This window comes from Dyadobacter sp. HNCC25DJ185, assembly GCF_056895195.1.
Genome location: NZ_JBXHAR010000003.1, coordinates 672,257 through 696,178, shown reverse-complemented (window position 1 = coordinate 696,178; position 23,922 = coordinate 672,257). Strand labels below are relative to the sequence as shown.

Here is a 23,922-nt window from a genome sequence, read left to right as displayed (position 1 = left end):
TCATGAATATTCACGAATATCAAGGCAAAAGCGTTCTTAAAAAATACGGTGTGCGTATTCAGGAAGGGCTCGTAGCCGACACGCCCGACAAGGCTGTGGAAGTTGCACGTGAGCTGAGCCAGCAAACAGGCACCAAATGGTATGTTGTTAAATCTCAGATCCATGCCGGTGGCCGCGGAAAGGGCCGTATTGTAGGTACCGAGCAGCGTGGTGTTGCCCTTGCAAAATCCGTTGAAGATGTAAGGACTATTTCCAACAATATTTTGGGTAAAGTGCTGGTAACTCACCAAACAGGACCTGAGGGAAAAAGAGTAAATAAAGTACTGATTGCCGAAGACGTATACTATCCAGGCCCGAGCGAGCCGAAGGAATATTACCTTTCAATCCTTCTGGACCGTGGCAAAAACTGCAACGTGATTATGGCCAGCACCGAAGGCGGTATGGACATCGAAGAAGTTGCTGAACATACTCCCGAAAAAATCATGAAGGAATGGATCGATCCAAAAGTTGGATTGCAGCCGTTCCAGGCCCGTAAAGTAGCTTTCGCTCTGGGGCTTGAAGGTGATGCTTTTAAAGAAATGGTAAAATTCATCACTGCGTTGTATAAAGCATACGTTGAAAGCGACTCAGCGATGTTCGAAATCAATCCGGTTTTAAAAACATCCGACAACAAAATCCTTGCTGTTGATGCAAAGGTGGACTTGGATGATAACGCTTTGTACCGTCACCCGGAGCTCGCTGAAATGCGTGATACCAATGAAGAAGATCCTTTGGAAGTAGAAGCAGGTGCAAATAACCTGAACTATGTGAAACTGGATGGAAACGTAGGTTGTATGGTGAACGGGGCTGGCCTTGCAATGGCTACCATGGATATTATTAAATTGTCGGGTGGAGAACCTGCCAACTTCCTCGATGTTGGGGGTGGCGCCAATGCGAGAACCGTTGAAGCCGGTTTCCGTATTATTTTAAAAGATCCAAACGTTAAAGCGATCCTGATCAATATTTTCGGAGGTATCGTACGTTGCGACCGTGTTGCTGCGGGTGTCGTTGAGGCTTACAAAGCCATTGGCGAGATTCCTGTTCCGATCATCGTTCGTTTGCAAGGTACTAATGCTGAAGAAGGAGCCCGTATCATCAATGAATCTGGCTTGAAAGTGTATTCGGCTATTGAATTTAAAGAAGCGGCTACTAAGGTATCCGAAGTTCTGGCTGAGTTGGGAGTATAGAATTTTTTAAATATGATTGAGGGCGGCTAAATAGCCGCCCTTTTTATTAAATAGTATTGCACATCGGTTTATAGTGGAGTCCATACTGCTTTGTTTCTATGCAAATACTGAAAGTCGGAATATTCTAACTTTAGGTTCTTGTATTGAGATTTAGAAAAAAATTTGCCAGATGAGCCGCTTGATAACATTATCTCGGATAAGGGAAAAATATTAAAAATCATAAATCGAAGTGAGCTATTCGCCGGGGCAGTTTTGAGAGGCTACTTTCCAATCTTTTGCAATGGAAAGGAAACAACGAACATTCGAGCCTTTACAATTCCTCTTTTTTACAAAAGCGCCATAACTGCCTCATCTCCCATTACCGCATTGGCCGGACGCGGATGATCGGCATTGAAAACCTCCAAATCCTTTTGATCTAACACTTTTGCCGGATCTTCGTCAATTTCCCCGTGTGAATCAGTTATTGCTTTTAAGTCCAATCCAACATGTTTAGCCATAAACTTGTACATCGCTTTTCGCTTGGACGGGCCAAAGTCGTGTTTTTCGTCGGCCAGATGAACGCCCTCCAGCACTTCCTTTTTTCCATATAGATTATAAATGTTCTCCATGAAAGGAAATTCCACTTCCGGGGTATTCTTGGTCCAGTCGCCTCCATCTGAAATCAGGATCATGGGCCTTGGAGCTGCCAGAGCGGCGATTTCGACATTGTTGGTCTGATAGTTTCCTTTCTTATGGATGGGAAGCCCACTTTCACATACGCAACCGCCGAAGAAATAAGCAGATACCATCACCACAGGCACAGAAACCTTAACTCGGTTATCCAATGCGGCAAGCAAGAAAGTCTGCGTTCCCCCACCCGACTCACCAGTGACTGCAATCCGCTCCGGATCCACACCGGGGATAGACAAAAGAAAATCCAGGGAACGGATGCTATTGATTGTCTGTAGTTTAAGGCCCTTGGCCATTTTGTGCTCGCATTGACGCGAATCACCCTGTCCTATCATATCCCACACAAATACTACCGCGCCCATGCGCGCCAGCGATGCGCAACGTTTCTGAGTCTGCTCCCGGAATCTTCCGTGCGGATTTTCTCCGTGTCCATGCGGGCACAGGATACCTGCATAGGACTTCTGCCTTTTAAGCGGCTTATACAAATTTCCGGTGACATATATCCCCGGCATACTTTCAAAAGCCACATTTTCAATCGAATAGCCATCCATTTCCTTCCGGCTGTGAATAATCGGTTTAGAAGTTGGTTTGAGAGGCATCGTTTCCAGGCCCATTCCCTCGCGTATCTGTTTGCGAATGGCAACGGCGCGCGCTTCCCACTGTACCTTGGAAGTTACCTTGTGCTTTTCCAGAAATTCCTTGCCTTGCTCTTCGGTAAAATAAGCACCCTGACACAGCTCTGCGCTCTGTGTAAAGCCTTTAGAAACAACAATGCATGTGAACAGAATGAGGATAATCGTTTTCATTTGAGGTAGAAGGTGATTTAGGAATAAAAGATACTGAACACTTTGGGATACTGTCCATTGAGAGAGTCTTAAGGGACCGCTACCTTAATATATTCCTTCAAAATATGCGCCTCAATATCCTTTACCAACCCTTTGTATTCCCCGTCGATCTGAAAATGTGCCTCTTTGTTCAAACATTCTATTTTCGCGCTTTCAACTGAAACAACTTTCATGATTTCAGGATTAAAGTCGGTATTGCCAGCCAGGATCTTGGCAGTTTCAATAAAATCGAGCTTCTTGGCAATGACAAGTTCGAACCTGCCATCTGACATATCTCCTGCTGGATTGATGGTAACGCCCGTTCCGTATTTCTGAGCGTTAGCGATGATCACAATCAAAACATCGGTTTCTATGACCTCTTCCGCCGTCGTGATCCTCACAAGGAAATTTTCATGTTCACTTAAAGTTTTCAGCATTTCCCGGGCATAACCCAGCTTTCCTCGCGTATCGCTGTTTTCGTAATTCTTTACCAGCAATGCATTGAGGCCTATATCGCTGAGATGCAGGCTGATATCACCATTTATTGAAACCGCGTCAATCAAGATATGATGATCCCCAAAGGCCACCTCCAAAGCCTGGTCCAGGGCACCAGAAAGGCCGAAGTCTACTGAGAGGCCATTGGCCGAACCAGCCGGGATGATGCCCAAGATCACATCAACACCGTGAACAGCCTGCGCTACGATGGATATGGTACCGTCCCCGCCCGCAACCAGCACGCGCTCGGGCTTTATATATTGAACCATTTCCCGGACCTCTTCCAGGTCATTTTTGCCCGTGGTCGAATAAATGCGCAAATCATAGCCTTCGGCATTTGTTTTTTCGATGATCTTTTCAAAAATGATATCCTTGTCAACATCCCCGGATATGGGATTTACAACCAGCAAAACTTTTCGTTCTGAAAACATATTGTCTAATTTAGGGACTTAAAGTCAATGGGGATAAAGATAGTTATGAAACGTTGTGACTTAAAACTGTACCGCGGCTATGCCAATAAAAAGGAACTTATTGTTTTTGGGCATATTGTCAAAAAGTATCCTTCCGGTGATCGCAAGTATACCAGGAGCGGTTTTCGTTACGCCCGGACCATCATTGAATTATTCTCGGTCAAAACAATTCCCTTCCTGAAAGTTACCCTCCGTGTGGGAAACCTGATTGCCGAGACACGGGCCGAGGACGACGGCTACTTTCGTTTTCAAGTCCCTTTTGACGAAAACCTGCCCAGCGGCTGGCATACGTACGAGGTCAGTATCGACGATGAGATGAATGGCAGAAAATACAAAGCCAGCAGGACAGAGGAGTTTTTCCTTCCCTATAAAACCTCTTATGGACTGATTTCCGACATTGACGATACTTTCCTGATCTCGCACAGCAGGCGTTCTTTTAAAAAGCTTTTTGTGCTTTTATCTAAAAACGTGCAGGCCCGCAAACCTTTTGACGACGTGGTGAAGCATTACCAGCTCCTTTCATTTGCCAGCAGGTCACATCCGCAAAAGGAAAGCAATATCTTTTTTTATGTTTCGAGCAGCGAATGGAATCTTTACGATATGATTGTCAGATTCGCGGAATTGAATGGTATGCCCAAAGCCGTTTTAAAGCTGAAAAAAATCAAGTCCGGACTGGACGATTTCGTAATGACCGGCACCGGATCGCATTTACACAAGCTTCGCAAGATCCATAATATCATCAATTTTTACCCCGAATTACAGTTCATCCTTCTCGGCGACGATTCTCAGAAAGACCCGGATATTTATGAGGAGATATGCAGAACCTTTCCGTCGAATATCCGGGCCGTTTACATCCGGCAAACCAGAAAAACAGCAAAGGAACTGGCAACTGTGCTTTTGAAAAATATCCAGGATCTCGGCATTGATACCTGCTATTTTGCCCACAGCAACAAGGCCATAATCCATTCCCTTGAACATGGCATCGTATTTCAGACCCCAACTGAGCCGCCTGCCGAAATGACTGCTGAAAATCTTACCTGATTTAATGATAACTTGTCTTCACGCTAAGGGGGCATTAACCTTTACGATTTTAATTTTTATCAATGGATATTTCGCATATCATCAACGAGCTCGGTGAAGACCGCAGTCTTTATTTCAACGCGGTTGCGCCGCCGATTGTCCAGGCCAGCAATTTTGTTTTTGACACTTTCGAAGACCTCCGGAAAGCTTTCGAGGATGAGGATTCGGCATATTTATATTCCCGCGGCAAAAATCCCACCATTGAGATACTCAGAAAAAAACTGGCTGCACTGGATGGCGCGGAAGATGCGCTGGTGTTTAACAGCGGTTCCTCGGCCATTTTCGCAGCCGTTCTTGCCAATGTCAAAAGCGGTGACCACATTCTTTCGGTAGATAAGCCTTATAGCTGGGCCTGGCGCATGTTCGACAATATGCTGCCCCGGTTCAATGTCACCACAACTTATATTGATGGCACTAAAATCGAGCATTTCGAAAAGGCTGTCCGCCCCGAAACAAGGGTTATTTATCTGGAATCGCCCAATTCCAATACATTCGAACTACAGGACCTGGAAGCCGTTGCCCGGCTTGCAAAGGAACGGGGTATCGTGACCATCGTCGATAACAGCTATTCCTCGCCATTGCAGCAGCAGCCCTTGTCTTTCGGGATTGACATGGCGCTCCAATCTGCCTCTAAGTACCTGGGAGGCCATAGCGACACCGTTGCGGGGGTTTTGACGGGCAAGAAGGAAATGCTGAACAAAATCTTTAACGAGCAACTCCTCAACAATGGATCGGGAATTTCCCCCTTCAATGCATGGCTGATCCTGAGAGGATTACGTACCTTGCCGGTCAGACTTGCGCATATTGCCAAAACCACAGAAAAAGTGGTAGCTTTCCTGAAAAATCATTCCAAAATCGAGCGGGTTATCTTTCCATTTGATTCCGACTTCCCACAGATTGAGCTGGCAAAAAAGCAAATGTCTGGCGCATGTGGTTTGCTGACAATTGTTTTAAAAACAGACAGCTATAACAGCATTGAAACATTCGCCTATTCCCTGAAGCATTTTCTGGTAGCAGTTTCCTGGGGTGGGCACGAGTCGCTCATCCTGCCTCAGGCAGCAGGTATTGGGCCGGAGCTGTTTGATCCTGCCATTGAAAAACACCGGATGGCACGCGTTTACATCGGTCTGGAAGATCCTGATTTTTTGATCAGCGATCTGCAGCAGGCACTTACTGTTTTATAAATACATTCCTTTTCGTAGAATTGACCATGAAAAAGATCCTGATTGTGGAAGACGACCGCAGGATAGCACAGAACATTTTCCGTGGATTAGGCACTGAAAATTTTGAAGCAGAGATTGCCTACGACGGCATCACAGGAAAACAGATGGCTCTGGATAAGAAATTCGACCTGGTATTATTGGACGTGAACCTGCCAGGCATGAAAGGGTATGATGTTTGCCAGCAGATCAGGATTTATAAACCGACCTTGCCCATTATCATGCTGACTGCCTACGGTGAAATTGAAGACAAAATTGAAGGGCTTGGCCGGGGAGCGGATGATTATATTGTCAAACCCTTCGATTTCCGTGAGCTGCTCGCCCGGATCAACGCTGCATTGCGATTGTCTGACCTGAACAGCCCGGAAGCGACCGACAAAATACTGCGCATCGCGGACCTGGAAATGAACCTGGGTACCAAGCAGGTAAGGCGTGGCGGAAATGTGATCGACCTTACTGCAAAGGAATTTGCCCTGCTGGAATACTTTCTGATGCACCGCGGCCGGGTGGTTTCCAAAATGGACCTGGCCGAACATGTATGGCACCTGAATTTCGATCCCGGAACGAATGTTGTGGAGGTGTATATCAATTATTTGCGCAAAAAAGTAGACAAGGATTTCCCTGTCAAGCTGATCCATACCCGCCCCGGGATGGGTTACATCATGAAAGAAGAATAAAACGAGCCAATGAAGATCAGGAACCGTATCGCCCTACAATTCACGCTGTTAGTTGCGGCGGTACTGCTGTTCTTTTCCATTGCAATCTACAGCGTATCCGAGCATTACAGGCAGGAGGAATTTTTTGACCGGCTGAGAAGCCGCGCGCGCACCACATGCCGGCTCCTTGTTAAGGTAAAAGGTATCGACAAGGACCTTCTCAAAGCCATTGATCAAAATACGCTTTCCGAAATGCTGGATGAAAAAGTATTGATCTTTAACTCAGAAAATGACCTGATTTATTCCAGCGTTGACGACAAACTGCTTACCTATCAGAAGGCGCTGCTCCAAGAGGTAAGGCAGCAGGAATACATGGAATTTCATCAGGGCGAAAATGAGGTGATCGGGCTGCTGTACCAGGAAGGCGATGAGCCGCTGATCGTATTAGCTTCTGCTTACGATACATTCGGGCACAGCAAACTGGATAATCTCAGAAGTACGCTATTATGGGGACTGGTGGCCGGTATTGGGGTAACAGTCGTTCTTGGCATCTATTTTGCGGGAAATGCCCTGAGGCCTATCAGCCGAATCAATGAACAGGTTTCCCTGATCACTGCCCAGAACTTATCCCAGAAACTGGATGAAGGAAACCGCAAAGACGAGATTGCGCAACTCGCCATTAATTTTAATACAGTATTGTACCGTCTCAACAAGGCATTTGAACAACAAAAAAGTTTTGTGTCACATGCTTCCCACGAACTCCGAACCCCATTGGCAGCATTAAAATCCGAAATACAACTGGGACAAAGGTTTACGAAAAACAACCCGGATCTGAAAGAGGTATTTTCCAATCTTTTTTCGGATACGGAGCGCCTGATCAGTATTACCAATAACCTGCTCTTTCTCGCACGTTCGTATGAAAATATGGGTACGATGAAAATGTCGCCCATTCACATAGAAGATCTGGCGTTTATGGCCAAAGAGGAGCTTTTGTCGTCGCATCCGGGCTATAGCGTTTCAATAGACTATGAAAACATTCCCGAAAATGCAGATGAAACAGTGATCAAGGGTAATGAGGAACTGCTGAAAACGGTTTTCTCCAATTTGCTGGATAATGCCTGCAAATACTCCGCCGACCATCAGGCGCAGATCATCATCTCCTGCAATGATAAATCCTGTACTGTGAAAGTCAAAGATCAGGGAATTGGCATTAGTCAGGAAGACATACCCCATATTTTCAACCCGTTTTTCAGGTCTTCCAATGCTGCCGAGCTCCCGGGCTTTGGTATAGGTCTCTCCATTTGCCAGCGAATTGTAGAACTACACCACGGCGTCATTTCAGTTACCAGTGAAATAGGCAAGGGCAGCGAGTTTCACGTACAGCTCAACCACGTTTGATCCGCCTGTTGCCCCCGACCGGGAAGAGAGGAAGTTTTACTGACCGTAAGCTTTTTCTAGAAAGTGGCATAAAAAAAGTCACCTTCTGGGGATTTCGGGGCAAACCAGCACAGGGCAATTACTCCTTCGGCCCAAAGTAGAGACATTTAATTTGCCGCTCGGTGTTTGGGGAACCAGAGAACGTACCCCAATAAAAGCCCCTTTTTTCGGCAGAATGAGTGGGATTTTTAACATTCTAATTTTTTTCTAAGACTATTTTAAGGTCGCTGTAATACCAGTAACCGAAGTTCGCAACATTATAACCAATAAACCATGCGAACTTACATTATCGGGCTTTTGATTTGCTTATCAACCGGACTACACGCACAAGACACGCTCCGGCTCTCCATCAGGCAGGCCGACAGTCTTTTTCTTCAAAACAATCTTGAAATCCTTGCTGAGAAGTACCAGATAGATATCGCCAAATCCGTTGAAATTCAGGATAAACTCTGGAACAACCCTACTTTCGGCGTAGAGATCAGCGCTTATAACCCTTCCCGCGGGGCCCTGGACGTGGGTAAAAACGGACAAAAGGCTTTTAATATCCAGCAGCTGATCACCCGCGCCGGCAAACGTAACAAGCAGGTTGCGCTCGACGTAGAGTCCACCCGCAAAAGTGAATACCAATTTTTCGATTTGATCCGGACATTAAAATTCGACCTCAGACAGATTTTCTTCGAATCCTATTACCTCGAACAGACCATTGCATTGTACGACAACCAGATCGGCACGCTGAATACAACGGTCGACGCTTTTGAAAAAGAATACAACCGCAAGAACATCTCCCTCAAAGAAGTTGTCCGTCTGAAAGCCCTCCTCTTTCAGCTTACCAATGACCGCGCGAATATCCTTTTCGAATTACAGGAAAACCAGCGCGACCTGCGGACATTGCTCAATACCGAACGACCCGTCAAATCAGTGGTGGACAGTACCGAGATCCAGCGGTACCAGCTCAGCAAATACACGCCGGAGGCGTTGAAGGAAAGAGCCTTGCAAAGCAGGGCCGACCTCAAAGTGGCACAATCTGCCACTAAACAGGCGGAACTCAACCTGACTTTACAAAAAGCACTGGCAGTACCCGACATTCAGGTGGGGGCGGTATACGATCAGGCGAGTAACTATGTGAATCATTATTTCGGCTTAAATGCGTCGATAGCGCTTCCGTTCTTCAACCGGAACCAGGGAAATATCCGCGCTGCGAAAAGCAATATCAGCTATTATAAAACAGCGGAATCGGCTAAACAGAATAGTGTCAGCAATGAGGTAGACGCGGCCGTACAAAAAGTAGGCATTGCTGAAAAGGCTTATCAAAGTGTCGAAAGCCAGTTTACAGATCAGTTTCAGCTGCTGAGCAGCGGCATGTATGAGAACTTCAAAAAAAGGAACATAACCCTCCTCGAATTCATCGATTTTATAGAAACCTACAACGAAAGTATCAAAGAGTATAACCGGTTGCAGGCCGATCGCATCAAAGTCTACGAAGAACTCAATTTCGTAGTTGGCGAAGAGCTTTTCAACTAAGTATTTAAACTGAACAACTTCTTACACCACGGCATCGCCAAACAAAATTTAAAATGAAAAATACCCTGTATGTTGTTATGTTGGCCTCCATTGGTATCTGGCTGACATCATGTGATAAAAAGAAAGAAGATGAAACCGGCGAATCCAAAGCATTTATGCTTTCGGATACGATGATGAGCCGCATTAAAATAGATACCGTCCGCACTGAAGCTGTACGGAACGAATTGACGCTCGTAGGGAAAGTAGTGCCTGATGAAAACAGGGTGATCAAAGTATTCCCGCTCGTTGGGGGCAATGTGGAAGAAGTGGACGTGGAATTGGGGGACAATGTACGCCAGGGACAGAAGCTGGCCGTGATCCGCTCAGGAGAAGTGGCGGACTTCGAACGTCAGAGGATCCAGGCAGAGTCCGATTTACTGATCGCACGGAAGAATTTATCCTCTACCGAAGACCTTTTCGAGAGTAAGCTCGTGCCGGAACGCGATGTGATCACGGCGCGTCAAATGGTCGGTAAGGCACGGGCAGAACTGGACCGCATGAAAGAAATATTCTCGATCTATGGCTTGGGTAAATCTACAAACTACACGGTAACCTCGCCCATCGACGGCTTTATCATTGATAAAAATGTGAACCGGGGTATGCAGTTGCGCTCCGATAATTCCGAAAGCCTGTTCACGGTCGGGCAAATCGCCGACGTATGGGTAATGGCCAATGTGAACGAAAGCGATATTCCCAGGGTCAAGCTGGGCATGACTGCCAACGTCCGGACGATCAGTTTTTCCGATGAAGTTTTCAAAGGTAAGGTGGATAAGATCTACAATGTGCTTGACCCGGATACCAAGGCCATGAAAATCCGTATCCAACTGCAAAATGTAGGTTTGAAACTCAAACCAGAAATGCATGCAACCGTGACCCTGAATTTCGAAGAGGGCAGTAAAATGCAGGCTATCCCCTCTCAGGCGATCATTTTTGACAGAAGCAAAAACTGGGTGATGGTTTACCACAGCCGCACGAAAATCGAAACACGGCCGATCGAAGTATACCGGTCGCTTGCCGACAAGGCTTATATAGCGAGCGGCCTGAAACCCGGCGAGACGATCATATCCAAAAATCAACTGCTGGTATACGACGCCCTGAATGACTAAGCCAGTCAGCCATTCTAACCCATCACCTCATTCAATTATTTAACAATGAATAAATTCATTCGGGGAATCGTAGGGTTTTCTTTGAAAAACCGGTTCTTCATATTCTTCATAACCGGCCTGCTGATTGTCGCAGGGGTTGTCAGCTATCGGGACACGCCACTGGAAGCTTTTCCAGACGTTACCAATACGCAAATTATCATCGTAACTCAATGGAACGGTCGAAGTGCCGAGGAGATTGAACGTTTTGTGACTGTCCCCATTGAGGTTGCGATGAACTCCGTGCAGCAAAAATCCAATGTACGCAGTACAACGATGTTCGGGTTAAGCATCATCAAGATCATTTTTGATGATGGTGTTGAAGATTTCTTTGCCCGGCAACAGGTTAATAATCAATTGAGGAATATTTCACTGCCCGACGGCGTTGAACCCGACGTTCAGCCGCCATACGGCCCAACCGGCGAGATTTTCCGTTACACACTCAAAAGTAACGATCGGGATAGCCGCGAACTGCTTACACTTCAAAGCTGGGTGATAGACAGGCAGCTCAGGAGCATTCCGGGCGTGGCTGACGTGGTGGCTTTCGGCGGCAGACAGAAGATTTATGAAGTGCAGGTAAACCCTACCAAGCTCGTGAAATACAATATCACACCGCTGGAAGTGTATCAGGCTGTTACCAAAAGCAATGTAAACGTCGGCGGTGATGTGATCGAGAAAAACGGACAGGCTTATGTAGTCAGGGGTATCGGTTTGCTGAATTCCATTCCGGACATTCAAAACATCATTGTTGAGTTTGTAAAAGATAATCCGGTACTGGTCAAAGACGTAGCAGACGTGCGGGAGTCGGATATGCCGCGTGTGGGACAAGTCGGACTGGACAAAAATGACGATGTGGTTGAAGGTATTGTCGTGCAAAGGAAAGGCGAAAACCCGAGTGAAGTCCTGGCACGTATAAAGGAGAAGGTTCAGGAGTTGAACACCAAGATTTTGCCGCCCGACGTCAAAATGGTTACCTTCTACGACCGTGATAACCTCATCGAATTTTGCGCGCATACCGTCAAGCATAACCTCGTAGAAGGTATTGTGCTGGTAACCGTAATTGTATTTGTCTTCATGGCCGACTGGCGTACGACCGTCATCGTTTCCATCATTATCCCGTTAGCCCTCCTCTTTGCATTTATGTGTTTACGGCTCAAAGGCATGTCGGCCAACCTACTCTCGATGGGGGCGATTGACTTTGGGATTATTATTGACGGGGCTGTTGTAATGGTAGAGGGGATCTTTGTGGCACTGGACCACCTGGCGCACCGCAATGGGATGGACAAGTATAATAAGCTGTCCAAGCTTGGATTGGTGAAACGCACCGGCGGCGAACTGGGTAAAGCCATTTTCTTTTCCAAACTGATCATCATCACCGCGCTGATCCCGATTTTCAGCTTCCAGAAAGTGGAGGGCAAAATGTTTACGCCATTGGCCTACACATTGGGTTTCGCCTTGCTGGGGGCACTGTTCTATACGCTGACGCTGGTACCGGTTCTATGCTCCATTTTATTGAATAAAAATGTCAGGGAAAAGAGCAATCCAATTGTCCGCTTTTTCGATCGCATGGTAAGCGGAGGGTTTGAATGGTGTTATGCACGCAAAAAGCTGAGCGTTATTCTTGCAATCGCATTCCTTGCCGTCAGCCTGTTTTCAGCCAAGTTCCTGGGTACCGAATTCCTGCCTACTCTGAATGAAGGAGCGCTTTGGGTTGAAGCCAAAATGCCAATGAGCAGTTCCCTGAACGAAACCATTAAGATGGTTACGGTACTGCGGAATAAGCTCAATGAATTTCCGGAAGTAAACGGGGTATTATCCCAAACCGGTCGCTCCAATGACGGTACCGACCCGTCGGGCTTTTATTATGTACAAATGCAGGTGAATTTAAAGCCAAAAGAGGAGTGGACAAGGAAGATCAGCCAGGACGACCTGATCGAAGAAATGGACAAAAAACTGAAACAGTTTCAGGGAATCAACTATAACTATTCGCAACCAATCATTGATAACGTCGCGGAAGCCGTGGCGGGAATGAACGCCAGCAATGCGGTGAAAATCTATGGCGACGACCTCGAAACGTTAAACAACAAAGCCAATGAGGTTCTGGAAGCGATTAAAGATGTTCCTGGTATTAAGGACGTGGGTATCCTGCGGAATATCGGCCAGCCGGAAGTCAGCGTGATCCTGCACGATCATCAGATGGCGCAATACGGCGTCAGTATTGCAGATGCACAGGCCGTGATTGAAATGGCGATCGGAGGAAAAACAGCTTCTATCTTGTATGAAGGCGAGCGCAAATTCGACATCAGGCTGCGTTATGAGCAGCAATATCGCCGCACGGTCGACGATATACAACAGCTGATGGTACCCACATTGACAGGTGGAAAAATCCCACTTAAAGAAATCTCGACCATCAAAACTGTTACCGGACCGGCATTCGTATACCGCGATAACAACAAACGTTTTATCGGGGTCAAGTTTTCGGTCCGCGAAAGAGATTTGGGCAGTACCATAGCGGACGCACAAAACCGTGTAAAGCCGCTTCTTAAATCACTTCCAAAAGGTTACTCGGTGAACTGGTCGGGGGAATTCGAAAATCAGGTACGCGCCACGGCGCGTCTGGGTCAGGTAGTGCCCATTAGCCTCATAGGTATTTTTATATTGCTGTTTATCATGTTCAGCAATGCGAAGGATGCCGGCCTGGTGCTGATTAACGTCCCTTTTGCATTGATCGGGGGTATCCTCGCACTACATGCAACCCACATGAATTTCGGGATCTCGGCAGGTGTCGGTTTCATTGCCCTTTTCGGGCTCTGTGTGCAGAACGGGGTAATATTGATCTCGGTTTTTAACAAGAATCTGGCAGCACGGATGTCTCTGGATGAGGCGATCAGGGAAGGCGTAAAATCGCGGATCAGACCGGTGATCATGACCGCTTTAATGGCTGCAATCGGGCTCTTACCCGCAGCTACTTCTACGGGAATCGGCTCAGAAACACAAAAGCCGCTGGCAATTGTCGTAATAGGCGGATTGATCACCGCGACTACACTTACGCTCCTCATCTTCCCGATTATCTACGGATTTTTCAACCGTAGAAGCCGGACAACAACAGTGAGATAACTTCATCTAAAACTGCCGGCAGTCGCTACTTTGGCTTCTTCATTGGTCCCGCGAGGCCGGCAGTTTTAGGGAAGAGAAATCATAGCCAAGCTGAAATACATAACGAAGCGATATACCGAAATTCCAACCAGTACCATCTCCCTCGATCCTTGCTGTCTGGGTTTCGACATTATTAACCTTATAAACCAGGTCTGTTGTAAGAGAAGTCCCCAATCCCCATTGCTTTCTCACAAAAAGGCTGAGGTCGATGGATTTGGCGACCTTGATCACGTACTCCGCAGAAGCTTCCGCCAAGCCTGTCACCGAAGAATTAACGCGGGTATCGCTGGTGATAAACAAGGTATCGATGCCCAGCCTGCGACCTTTTTCGCGGTAGCCATAAAATTCCATATAATCCTTTTGCCTGCCCGAATTTGGAATCAGCCCTATTCCCCCGCCTATCCAGAACGCGGAGCGCCTGATTTCGGGTTTGCCAAAAAGCAACCGCATTTTCCCCCTCACAATGAGGCTGTTTTTATCATTGGTCATGGCGTAACGCATCGGGTTATCTCCATTGATCAGTAATATGTTGTGTATTGCCGAACGTGCGTATTCCGCTTCAACAGACCAGATTTCGCGATGTACCCAGCCCGTAACAACGCTCCATGCGGGCACGGTCGGGGATTCGGTGCCGATCAATCCATCAAAGTCATTGTTAATGGAGTTTTTATCTTTACGCACAAAACCATCAGCGCCGATGTAAAATCGATTCCTGACACGCACATCACCGAATTTTTTCAAAAGGGATTCCGCATTATAAGGCTTCGTACCTAACGGACGGGTGTATATTTTTTGATAATAGGCATCCGAATCCTGTGCGTAGGATTGCATGATGACAGATATCATAAAAAAGGAGGTAAAAAGTGTCTTCATATCAAACGACGCGGCTGTACCGGCGATCCTGTTTTTTTAGGATTACGCCGGTAAAAGTCAGATCGTTGCAGGGATCATTTATTATAACATGAATTTAATCACTGGGCCCGGTTGTCCTGGAAACTGATTGTAAAAGTGGTCCCTACACCCAGTTCGGATTGTACATCTATGCGTCCGTGGTGAGCGTGTATAATACTCATGGTTGTAGAAAGGCCAATACCCATTCCGTTATTTTTCCCTGTAAAATACGGCTCGAAGATTTTTTCCATATGCTCGTCGCTGATACCTGAGCCATTATCCATAAAAACAACCTGAATCGTATCTCCATGTGTTTTAGTTGTAATCCGCAAGATGCCACGATCTTCCTCCATGGCTTCAATAGCATTGGTGATCAGGTTGAGAAAGGCCATCTGTAATGACACCGAATCCAGCGGCAAAGCCAGGTCTTCCTCAGCAAACTGGCTGACAATCTGTATCCGTTTCAATTGCACCCTGTCCAATGCAGCGCCTATCGCATCTCTGAGCACAGCGTGAATCGAACTTTCGACCAATTCAATATCCGCCGAACTGGAGGGTTGAAGTAATTGCGAAATCAGGTCGTTGATGCGCGTGCAGTTTCGTTTGATGATTTGGGTGTAGAACTTTTGATCCTCGTCTGTAAGCTCCATTTCCAGCTGCTCTGCGGAAAGGTTTACGTTGGTGAGTGGGTTTCGTACTTCGTGGGCAAGCATACGTACAAGCCGGCCGGTAACCGCCATTTTTTCCGAAAAAAGTCTTTCTCTCTCAGATTGCTTCCTCGCTGTCATATCATGTAAACGGCCCTGCACATAAGGATGGTCATCGTCGAATTCCACGGAAGCAGAAAAAAGACAGTATTTCTTATCCCCGTCTTTCGTCAACAAACGCACTTCCTTATCGTGGATCGTATGTTCTCTGATATTTTTCCATAAGAGCTGGAACTGTGGCTCCTCAATGATCTCAACGATGTTTTTCAGCCTGAGATCATCTTCTGAAAAACCTGTCAAGGCACCGGCGGATGCATTGAGATCGATTATATTTCCTTCCAGATCACTGATAAACAGAAAATCGTTGGACTCTTCAAAAATGCGGCGGTATCTTCGTTCGCTGTGTTTCAGCGCCTTCAAAACCGATGTACGTTCCAGTGCGTAACGGATGCTCCTTTCCAGTTTTTCCGCATCCAGCTCACTTTTAATCAGATAATCCGCAGCCCCGACCCGTAAAGCTTCCACGGCGATCTTGGTATCGCCCTTTCCGGTAAGTAAAATAATAGGTTCCTCACATTCAAACCGGGTCGCCAGCTCGATCAGGTCAATCCCTGTATTGCCGCCCAGCAAGTAATCGAACAAATAAAGATCGTATTTTTTATACCCGATGTGCTCCTGGGCTTCCCTGAATGTAGCGCACCAGGTAATGTCAAATTTCCAGTTGACCAAATCCTGGAAATACTCTCTGGTAAGAAAATAATCGTCCTCATCATCATCAACAAGGAGCACCTTAATTAGTTTATTGTTCATCCCGGACCGTTCTTACCTCCCCGCTATATATCGAATTGTTTCATTTTGTTGTAAAGTGTTTTCCTGTCAATATTCAATAAACGAGCAGCTTTACTTTTATTGAAATTCACGTCGCGTAAAACCTGCATAATCATATCATATTCGGCCTCGTTAGCAACAGTTTTAAGACTTGGTTTGGAATCTTCACCATCCGGGACAGGATCTGCGGTGCCGGAGGCTACTGAAGGGGCGGGCGACGATGCGGGCTCTTCATCCAGGTCTTTCAGCCTTTTGTAGTTGACAATTTCAAATGGCAGGGATTTCTCTTCGATCAGATCGCCATCGGACAGCAACGTGGCCCTCTTGATCACGTTTTTCAGCTCACGCAGGTTACCAGGCCACGAATAGTTAAGAAAATCGCTTTTTACTTCGTCTGAAAAACCGCTGACATTTTTGTTAAGCTCTACATTCGTTGTCTCCAGAAACGCACCGGCAAAAAGCATCAGATCGTCTTTTCTGTTTCTCAGGGCAGGAACTTCAATAGTAAACTCGTTGAATCGGTAATAAAGGTCTTCTCTGAACTTTCCGCTCCTTGCAGATTCTAACAGTTTTTCATTACTGGCAACGATGATCCTCACATCCAGATCAATTTCCTTAGATCCACCTATCCTCCTCATCTTTCGCTCCTGCACCACGCGCAACAATGCAACCTGGATTTCATAGGACAGATTGGAAACTTCATCCAAAAATAAAGTCCCTCCGTTCGCCATTTCAAAATGACCGATTTTGGTTTGCAGTGCGCCTGTGAAAGATCCCTTTTCATGTCCGAACAGCTCACTCCCTGCCAGTTCTTTAGAGATGGCCCCGCAATCCATCGCGACAAACGGCATGTCTTTCCGCCGGGAACGATTATGTATCTCCTGCGCGATAGCCTCTTTCCCTGAACCACTTTCTCCGTAAATGATAACGCTGAAATTGGTGGGGGCTACCAGGTCCACTTGCCTGAACAAATTATCCGAGACTTCGCTTTGCCCCATGACGTAACCTGCCTTCATTCCCGACCTGGTTTTCCTGGCTGGTTTTGGGGTGTCGCCCGGCAGGCTCGTGGTTGTCTCCACAATGTACTCCTGCTCTTCGTTTTTGGAGGATTCGGCATCGGCGATCGCCTTTTTTACCGTAACCAATATTTCGTCGGGAAAAAGTGGCTTGGTAATGTAATCATAGGCGCCCAGTTTCATTACGCTGACAGCCACCTTGATGTCTGAATACCCGGTAATGATCAGAACAGGGACATTTGGTCTTTTTGACTTAATGGCGGTAAGCAGATCGGTCCCTGTGATATCTCCGAGACGAAAATCGGTCATCACCAAATCAGGTGATATCGACTCGATCAGCGCCAGCCCGTCTTTGCCATTTTGGGCTGTTTCAACTATGAAATCATTCTTTGATAAAAATCTCTTAAGCAGGAAACATATATCTGCCTCATCATCAACAACAACAATTTTTTTCATGCCAGGTTTTTACGGCTTAGTATTAAATAGTAACTCTTAATCTTGCGGTCGGGATGTTCAGTTGCTCCCGGTATTTGGCAACCGTCCGGCGCGCCACAGAATAGCCTTTCTCCGAAAGCATGTCTGTAATCTGCTGATCATTATAGGGGTGTCTTTTGTCTTCATCACCAACAATTTCCCTGATGGCCTCCTGAATTTCCCTGTTCGAAACCTCGGTGCCATCTTCATTGGTAACTCCCTCAGTAAAGAGGTCTTTCAACAGCACAATCCCAAATGGCGTCTGGACATATTTGTTGGTCGTCACGCGGGAGACCGTTGAAATGTCCATATCGATGATCTCCGCCACATCTTTTAGGATCATTGGCCTCAGTTTCTTGATATCTCCCGTCTGGAAATAATCGTACTGCAGCTTAACAATCGCCCTTAGGGTGCTCAGCATTGTATTTTCTCTCTGCTTGATCGCATCGATGAACCACTTGGCCGAGTTCATTTTGTTTTTCAGGAACTGATTGGTCGCTTTATCATTTTTCTGTTCAGCCATTTGTGTGAACAGCCTGTTCAACTTCAACGCAGGGCTGTTTCCCCAGGTAAGCTGAACTTCAATTTCTCCGTCTTCGGTATACCAAAGCATGAAATCCGGCTTGATGCTTTCGTTGACGATAGAATCGTTTCTAAGTCCCGATGCGGGCTTGGGATTGAGTGTGGTAATGAGTGCTATCGCTTTCTTAAGAGACTCTTCGTCGAGGCCCGTAATCCGCATGATCTTATCGTAATTTCTCGACCCCAGCTCATCAAATGCGTCGCAAACGATACGATACGCCCATTTCCAGGTCTCATTCTGGGTTTCCATCCTGTTAAGCTGGATCAGAAGGCATTGTTTCAGATCGCTGGCGGCAATGCCAGGCGGGTCGAGCTGCTGAATGATCTTAAGCATTGCATTCACCTCGTCCGCTTCGATGAACATGCTGTTTGCAAAGGAGATATCATCCGCTATTACCTCACTTTCACGTCTTAAAAAACCATCCTCATCCAGCGAATCCAGGATAAAATCCGCGACCAGCTGCTGCCTTTCGTCGAGACGCAAAAAATGTACTTGTTGTTTGAGCTCGTCCCGGAAGGAGATGGTTTCCACCATCGGTCGGGTATATAGTTCGTTATCGGCTGACTGGTTATTGGCGTAGGTTTTATAATCGGGAATATCGTCATCTCTAAACTCGTCCCAATCGTAATAATCCTGAACGGAGGGATCGTCACCAGCGGCCTTGGCGTCGTCTGGGTCCTGAAACTCATCCGTGCCGTCCTCGGATGTGTTTTCATCTTTCCCTTCTTCTAATATCGGGTTCTCTTCTAATTCTTCTTTTATTCTCTGCTCCAGTTCCATTGTTGTCAAATGCAATAAATTCAGCATCTGAATTTGCAATGGAGAATATTTCAAGGTCTGTCTTTGCGTCTGCGTCTGTCTTTGCATATAGCAACTAAGGGTAAAATGGTAATTCTCTTAATGCATTAAATTTACGATTCTTTATCCAATCTATCTTTAACGAACCACCGGGAACAAGAAGATTGCGTAGTTATTTCCACAGACTGAGTAACATAATTCAGTATGTAGAGCTAATCCACATGAAGTGTTAGTGTGATCGGGACCTTGGACCCCTCCTATGCCATGCATACGTCACAAGCTGATGGCTGAACTTCCTAAATCCCGTTTGCCTTTAGTAGACCTTCATCTGACTGATAATCAAAAGATTTTAATAAGATTTAAAATCAGTGACGTCAAAAACAATATTGGGGGCGCGGAAATTAATGAATTCTCGACAGCCAAATTTACCTCCCGTCCCCTGGGCGGCATCCAAAGGTCAGAGAGTAATAAACAAAATTCCTGCCTGCAACCCGACCTCATTGCAAACAAAAAAACCCTTCTTTCGGAAGGGTTCGGTTTCAGTAGCAAGTATTGTCAGGCCAGGTAAAGTGGCTTTTCGTCCGTAGCCCTTTTTAGCCATCGTAATCCCTTCAGCAGTATTTCCCTGCCTTCGGGGATGGCGTATCTGACTATCACCTTCTCCACTGCCAGCGGCACAACCACATTCAATGGTGCGGGCAGCCGCCTTAAAGCAGTTCTTGCAAGCACAGCACTTATGCCCATCTCCATACCTATGCCGGGCATACTCTGTGAATTTGTCGCCAACAAATCCTTGATTTCCTTCACAGCATTTGAAACGTTCGATCCTGTCTTCATTTTCGCCAGTGCGCTTATGTCAGTGTCCATCGCTTTTTTAAAAGTAAAATCCGGCCCGGATGCAGGATCCAATGCCGGATTGTTTTTTCACTAAATGTTATCGTATTGCGATTTGGCGGCATCAGCGTATTCAGATGCTTTGTTAACCGCCTCATCTTTGTATTCTTGTCCTTCTTTTTTTAGTTCAGCTGCTGCATTTTCTGCTCTTGCTTTACTTTTTTCCAGTGCGTCGATCAGATCGCTGGCCAGGCTATTCGTTTTTTTCTTGATCTTTTTGATCGTTTTCTGACCATCTTCCGGCGCAAAAAGCAAACCGATAACCGCGCCTGCAACCGCCGCCGCTACTATTCCTAAAAATACTTTGTTACCTGACATGTTTATGCGGATTAATGTGAACAATACTTTTTCAATAAGTAAAAAAACCTATACCACCCGCCATAGCCACAGAACCAAAAGTATAATTATTTAATAATGAACATATTAATGAAAATTAATCTAACCGCGCCATTCAGAGTGCGCATTACTGTAAAATAAAATTCTTAAAACGCGACATTGATTCTACAAAATGACCGACAAAATAGCAATGCGTCTTTTTGACAAGTATCTTGGTTCAACTGCGCCGGATGGCAGGGTTATTGCTCTACAACCTTCAAATTTGTGTTTAATAAACCCGTTTTAAAGCTAAACAACCTCCGCTGCTAATGCCTAAAATTTTATTTCTAAAACATTGCTATGAAAATTGTTATAATTGAAGATGAGCATGATTTGGGGGTGTTGTTGCGCAATTTTCTAGTCAGACAGTTAAATATCAAATCGCCGGATTCTTCTATAAAAGTTGCCTCCTCAATTCATGAGGGGATGCTTTGCATCAGTGCCATCAGTCCGGATTGGATATTCATTGACAATAACTTGCCGGATGGGAAGGGTATCAATGAAATAAGTAAGATTAAAAGTGTGCATCAGGATAAAAAGATGAAAGTGGTGATGATGAGCGCTATGACCAACCTCAAAGACGAAGCATTGAGAAACGGTGCCGACTATTTTCTAGATAAACCCATTAGTTTCGTGGAGGTTAGAAATATATTCACGAAACACTAAGTGCTGTAGCAACCTGATGCTGTCCTAATCAGTCCAAATGTGACAGTAGAAAAAAATTCATGTTTTGTGGAAGAAAGCGAGGAAAGCCGTAGAAAATATTTCTCAGACAATCGCTTCTCCTCCGTTTAGGACCAATTTATTAAAACGGGATTAGAAAAGAATAGGGCATTTTGTACCTGACCTTCCCCGCGATCCGGGCAATTTCACCTTTTGCGAGTGGTAGTGTACCTTCTTTTTTCGACCTTGATCCCCCTTTTTCTTTTCATATGCTACAAGTTTGAGATCATACTCGGGTATGAAGTAATCCTCCTTGTATTCGGCAACTGGCAGGGGCATATAATGCCGCCCTGGAAATGTGAGCACATCGTACTCATAGTCATAAAGGTAGATTGTCACAAAGCCGTCTCTGCTGTATTTGATCCCAATGTCTGAGAACGGACTGTTTTCATCCGATGAAGCTACCAGCCGCATCATTTCCTGTTGCTTTCCTTTTACCAGAATGGTCATATTATACTGGAACACCCTGTGCAGGGAATCGATTTGAATAGCGACACCCAGATAATACTTTGCATCTTTGATCCGTTCCTGCCCCGCAAACATAACGGCCGTATTGTTTAGCGCGCTTTTGTCCTGATAGGTCTGATAACTCAACCTGGCTTCGTCGTATTTTTCCAGATATCTGTAAACGTTCCCTTGGTTAACATGATAGAATTTCCTGGACGGCGCTACGTCCATTGCCTTTTTAAAATCCTCAAAAGCACCATCATACCTGGCATTTGCTTCATTGATCTGGTGCTTCTGATCGTGCCTGTTCCCTATATACGCCTGAACGATACCCCGGTTGTTGTGTAAAAAAGGCAGTTCTGGCTTTTCTCGTACCAGACTGTCAAAGAGCGCCACGGACTTATCCAGCTGATCATTTTCGAGCAGCACGATACCCCATCCGTTTTGCGCGTTCACATTGGAAGGATTTAAGGCAACTGCTTTTCTGAAAACCTGATACCCCTTCTTATACATATCAAAATGCATCAGCAAGTTTCCGTAATTGCTCCACATCAGGTCGTACCCCTGTTCATATTGTAAACCTTTTGCCAGAAACTGCCCTGCCTCTGAATATCTTTTTTGGTCGATCATAATGCTGCTCATTCCTGCCAGGGCTTCATAACGCGCGGGGTCAAGCCTGATCGCCTTCTGAAAATCCTCCTGCGCTTCGCTGCTTTTTTTCAGGTAATATTCCGAGAAGGCCTTGGTTACAAACAGGTCGGCAAAAAACTTGTTGTCCTCGTTTAACGCCTTCTCCCCCTTTTTGAAATCCTGCAGAGCGAGATCGTATTTCTTCTGTCCATAATAGGAGACAGCCCTTCCCAGGTAAGCGGGCAGGTAAGTCGAGTCCTTCTTGATAACCCTGTCAAAAAGCGTAAAAGCCGTCTGATATTCGTGTTTAGAAAGGTGCGTATTGGCTATCCCAGATTGTAATGCAGGAGTTTCCCGCTTCAAAGTAGACGCGAGCTTATAGAAACGTTGTGCTTCACTAATCTGCTGAAGCCCGTAACAAGAATGGGCCATGCCCATGTACGCGTCACCACGAAAAGTTCGGTCGTCGGTCTCCAGGTAAGTCTGAAAAACAGCTTTCGCGGCTCCGAACTGATTGAGTGATAAAAGGGCATTTGCATAACGGATCTGTGCTTTCGGATGTGTCCTGGCGACCTTTTCGAAATCCTTGACTGCCCGCTTTTCATTTCCGGTACGCATCAGCATATCTCCCCGCTGTAACCTGTAGGCCATTTCGTCCTTCTGCCTGATTGCCGTTGTCATTTCGCTCACAGCCTCCTCCATTTTCCCTACATGTTTATACAACATTCCCACATTGTAATTCCATTTACCGCCAGTATTCTTGGCTGAATTATTATTGGCGAAATCAATGGCTTCATTGTATTTTTTCTGCTTGCCAAAGGCCACGATGGTATTCAGTGTTCCCTGCGCACCGCCGGGAGCTTCCGAAAAATCGTTTCTCGCCTGTTCAAATTTTCCAGACAATAAGCCAAACAATCCCCTGTTATAATGCATTTGACCATCCTGGTCGCTCAGATTGAGCTGTTCCATAATGTGCAATGCTTTTTGGTAATTGCCGGAAAGCGCCAGGATCACCGCCTCATTGTTCATGCGCTGGGCAGAGTCCGTGGGTTGGAAAGCTTGTTTGTGATAGAGAGCGTAAGCGGCCTGGAGGTTACGAATGCCCCGCTGGTACGACTCCTCCCTGAGCAGGGCCGGGTTATTTTCTTCAAAAGAGCGGTTAAAAACAGGTAACAGCTCCTTCACTAACTTCTGGCATTCATTAAAATCCTGCGCAGACGCTCGTTTGGGATATAAAGCCGTAAGCATCAACAGAATACCCGAAAAAATAACCAAGTAGATTTTCTGTACCATAGTCAAATTAAATGGCTCAAAAGCTACTAACCTACAAGGAATGTTTCAGATTTGCAATTTTAGCTTTGCAGATTTAACTAACGGCGGTTATTTCTATATTAAAAACCCTTATACCGGAATACGCATATGGCGGCCATGTTTCCGCGGTAATAACCAGTACAGTTATTCGGTGGAAGTTTGTGGATAGTAGATCAGTCGCACAGGAGACTATTACATCTAAGCTTTGCAGCAAAGGCCAAGAGAAATAGTGAATTACAATTCATGCCGGAATATGGTTTTGTTGTCCCTTTAAGTTACCGACTGGGAGTTTAGAGCCCGTATAGAAAAC

The 23,922-nt window shown here is 45.9% G+C and carries 18 protein-coding genes; 9 read left to right on the top strand and 9 right to left on the bottom strand.

Features of this window, described 5'->3' with window-relative positions:
- The first annotated feature begins 2 nt into the window (after positions 1-2).
- Positions 3-1,226 (top strand): ADP-forming succinate--CoA ligase subunit beta, encoded by a 1,224-nt coding sequence (sucC, locus tag AC1XUF_RS11525; RefSeq protein ID WP_483341939.1) that lies wholly within the window; start codon positions 3-5, stop codon positions 1,224-1,226.
- A gap of 326 nt (positions 1,227-1,552) precedes the next feature.
- On the opposite strand, the gene AC1XUF_RS11520 is transcribed toward sucC, so the two are convergent.
- Entirely contained in the window at positions 1,553-2,701 is a 1,149-nt protein-coding gene (locus AC1XUF_RS11520) for an alpha/beta hydrolase family protein (RefSeq protein WP_483341938.1), read from the bottom strand.
- Between the two features lie 68 nt (positions 2,702-2,769).
- A complete protein-coding gene (locus AC1XUF_RS11515; protein WP_483341937.1) occupies positions 2,770-3,645 on the bottom strand; it encodes a diacylglycerol/lipid kinase family protein in 876 nt (291 codons plus the stop codon).
- 45 nt (positions 3,646-3,690) lie between these two features.
- On the opposite strand from AC1XUF_RS11515, the gene AC1XUF_RS11510 reads away from it, so the two are divergent.
- From AC1XUF_RS11510 to AC1XUF_RS11480, 7 genes are all read left to right on the top strand, one after another.
- Entirely contained in the window at positions 3,691-4,725 is a 1,035-nt protein-coding gene (locus AC1XUF_RS11510; RefSeq protein WP_483341936.1) for an App1 family protein, read from the top strand.
- A gap of 62 nt (positions 4,726-4,787) precedes the next feature.
- A complete protein-coding gene (locus AC1XUF_RS11505) occupies positions 4,788-5,948 on the top strand; it encodes a trans-sulfuration enzyme family protein (protein ID WP_483341935.1) in 1,161 nt (386 codons plus the stop codon).
- Between the two features lie 26 nt (positions 5,949-5,974).
- On the top strand, positions 5,975-6,661 hold the full coding sequence (locus tag AC1XUF_RS11500; RefSeq protein WP_483341934.1) for a response regulator transcription factor: 687 nt from the start codon (positions 5,975-5,977) through the stop codon (positions 6,659-6,661).
- Positions 6,662-6,670: 9 nt separating this feature from the next.
- Entirely contained in the window at positions 6,671-8,038 is a 1,368-nt protein-coding gene (locus AC1XUF_RS11495; protein WP_483341933.1) for a sensor histidine kinase, read from the top strand.
- 312 nt (positions 8,039-8,350) lie between these two features.
- Complete coding sequence (locus AC1XUF_RS11490; protein ID WP_483341932.1) at positions 8,351-9,598, top strand: TolC family protein; 1,248 nt, start codon at positions 8,351-8,353, stop codon at positions 9,596-9,598.
- Positions 9,599-9,651: 53 nt separating this feature from the next.
- Positions 9,652-10,743: an efflux RND transporter periplasmic adaptor subunit gene (locus AC1XUF_RS11485; RefSeq protein ID WP_483341931.1), complete on the top strand. Its 1,092-nt coding sequence runs from the start codon at positions 9,652-9,654 to the stop codon at positions 10,741-10,743.
- A gap of 45 nt (positions 10,744-10,788) precedes the next feature.
- Positions 10,789-13,896 carry an efflux RND transporter permease subunit gene (locus AC1XUF_RS11480; protein WP_483341930.1) on the top strand — a complete coding sequence of 1,036 codons (3,108 nt, stop codon included), beginning with the start codon at positions 10,789-10,791 and terminating at the stop codon, positions 13,894-13,896.
- Positions 13,897-13,935: 39 nt separating this feature from the next.
- Here AC1XUF_RS11480 and AC1XUF_RS11475 read toward each other — a convergent pair whose 3' ends face one another.
- The 6 genes from AC1XUF_RS11475 to AC1XUF_RS11450 all read right to left on the bottom strand — a co-directional run bounded on the left by AC1XUF_RS11475 (position 13,936) and on the right by AC1XUF_RS11450 (position 20,444).
- Complete coding sequence (locus AC1XUF_RS11475) at positions 13,936-14,808, bottom strand: hypothetical protein (protein WP_483341929.1); 873 nt, start codon at positions 14,806-14,808, stop codon at positions 13,936-13,938.
- 98 nt (positions 14,809-14,906) lie between these two features.
- Positions 14,907-16,343: a two-component system sensor histidine kinase NtrB gene (locus AC1XUF_RS11470; RefSeq protein WP_483341928.1), complete on the bottom strand. Its 1,437-nt coding sequence runs from the start codon at positions 16,341-16,343 to the stop codon at positions 14,907-14,909.
- Positions 16,344-16,366: 23 nt separating this feature from the next.
- Positions 16,367-17,833: a sigma-54-dependent transcriptional regulator gene (locus AC1XUF_RS11465; protein ID WP_483341927.1), complete on the bottom strand. Its 1,467-nt coding sequence runs from the start codon at positions 17,831-17,833 to the stop codon at positions 16,367-16,369.
- A gap of 22 nt (positions 17,834-17,855) precedes the next feature.
- Positions 17,856-19,301 (bottom strand): RNA polymerase factor sigma-54, encoded by a 1,446-nt coding sequence (gene rpoN, locus AC1XUF_RS11460; RefSeq protein ID WP_483341926.1) that lies wholly within the window; start codon positions 19,299-19,301, stop codon positions 17,856-17,858.
- A gap of 486 nt (positions 19,302-19,787) precedes the next feature.
- Positions 19,788-20,099, bottom strand: coding sequence for a hypothetical protein (locus AC1XUF_RS11455; protein ID WP_483341925.1), 312 nt, complete (start codon positions 20,097-20,099; stop codon positions 19,788-19,790).
- A gap of 60 nt (positions 20,100-20,159) precedes the next feature.
- The gene (locus AC1XUF_RS11450; protein ID WP_483341924.1) at positions 20,160-20,444 is read right to left on the bottom strand and encodes a YtxH domain-containing protein; all 285 of its coding nucleotides are present in this window, start codon (positions 20,442-20,444) and stop codon (positions 20,160-20,162) included.
- 357 nt (positions 20,445-20,801) lie between these two features.
- Here AC1XUF_RS11450 and AC1XUF_RS11445 point away from each other — a divergent pair, with 357 nt between their 5' ends.
- Entirely contained in the window at positions 20,802-21,167 is a 366-nt protein-coding gene (locus AC1XUF_RS11445; protein ID WP_483341923.1) for a response regulator, read from the top strand.
- Positions 21,168-21,317: 150 nt separating this feature from the next.
- Here the strand turns inward: AC1XUF_RS11445 and AC1XUF_RS11440 are convergent, their stop codons facing one another.
- On the bottom strand, positions 21,318-23,594 hold the full coding sequence (locus AC1XUF_RS11440; protein ID WP_483341922.1) for a tetratricopeptide repeat protein: 2,277 nt from the start codon (positions 23,592-23,594) through the stop codon (positions 21,318-21,320).
- Between the last annotated feature and the right edge of the window lie 328 nt (positions 23,595-23,922).

Excerpts from the sequence above, each read along its gene's own strand:
- AC1XUF_RS11465 (WP_483341927.1), bottom strand. The coding sequence starts at position 17,833 with ATGAAAAAAATTGTTGTTGTTGATGATGAGGCAGATATATGTTTCCTG.
- sucC (WP_483341939.1), top strand. The coding sequence starts at position 3 with ATGAATATTCACGAATATCAAGGCAAAAGCGTTCTTAAAAAATACGGT.
- AC1XUF_RS11470 (WP_483341928.1), bottom strand. The coding sequence starts at position 16,343 with ATGAACAATAAACTAATTAAGGTGCTCCTTGTTGATGATGATGAGGAC.
- AC1XUF_RS11510 (WP_483341936.1), top strand. The coding sequence starts at position 3,691 with ATGAAACGTTGTGACTTAAAACTGTACCGCGGCTATGCCAATAAAAAG.
- AC1XUF_RS11515 (WP_483341937.1), bottom strand. The coding sequence starts at position 3,645 with ATGTTTTCAGAACGAAAAGTTTTGCTGGTTGTAAATCCCATATCCGGG.
- AC1XUF_RS11495 (WP_483341933.1), top strand. The coding sequence starts at position 6,671 with ATGAAGATCAGGAACCGTATCGCCCTACAATTCACGCTGTTAGTTGCG.
- AC1XUF_RS11505 (WP_483341935.1), top strand. The coding sequence starts at position 4,788 with ATGGATATTTCGCATATCATCAACGAGCTCGGTGAAGACCGCAGTCTT.
- rpoN (WP_483341926.1), bottom strand. The coding sequence starts at position 19,301 with ATGCAAAGACAGACGCAGACGCAAAGACAGACCTTGAAATATTCTCCA.
- AC1XUF_RS11480 (WP_483341930.1), top strand. The coding sequence starts at position 10,789 with ATGAATAAATTCATTCGGGGAATCGTAGGGTTTTCTTTGAAAAACCGG.
- AC1XUF_RS11490 (WP_483341932.1), top strand. The coding sequence starts at position 8,351 with ATGCGAACTTACATTATCGGGCTTTTGATTTGCTTATCAACCGGACTA.
- AC1XUF_RS11450 (WP_483341924.1), bottom strand. The coding sequence starts at position 20,444 with ATGTCAGGTAACAAAGTATTTTTAGGAATAGTAGCGGCGGCGGTTGCA.
- AC1XUF_RS11520 (WP_483341938.1), bottom strand. The coding sequence starts at position 2,701 with ATGAAAACGATTATCCTCATTCTGTTCACATGCATTGTTGTTTCTAAA.
- AC1XUF_RS11475 (WP_483341929.1), bottom strand. The coding sequence starts at position 14,808 with ATGAAGACACTTTTTACCTCCTTTTTTATGATATCTGTCATCATGCAA.
- AC1XUF_RS11440 (WP_483341922.1), bottom strand. The coding sequence starts at position 23,594 with ATGGTACAGAAAATCTACTTGGTTATTTTTTCGGGTATTCTGTTGATG.
- AC1XUF_RS11445 (WP_483341923.1), top strand. The coding sequence starts at position 20,802 with ATGAAAATTGTTATAATTGAAGATGAGCATGATTTGGGGGTGTTGTTG.
- AC1XUF_RS11500 (WP_483341934.1), top strand. The coding sequence starts at position 5,975 with ATGAAAAAGATCCTGATTGTGGAAGACGACCGCAGGATAGCACAGAAC.
- AC1XUF_RS11485 (WP_483341931.1), top strand. The coding sequence starts at position 9,652 with ATGAAAAATACCCTGTATGTTGTTATGTTGGCCTCCATTGGTATCTGG.
- AC1XUF_RS11455 (WP_483341925.1), bottom strand. The coding sequence starts at position 20,099 with ATGGACACTGACATAAGCGCACTGGCGAAAATGAAGACAGGATCGAAC.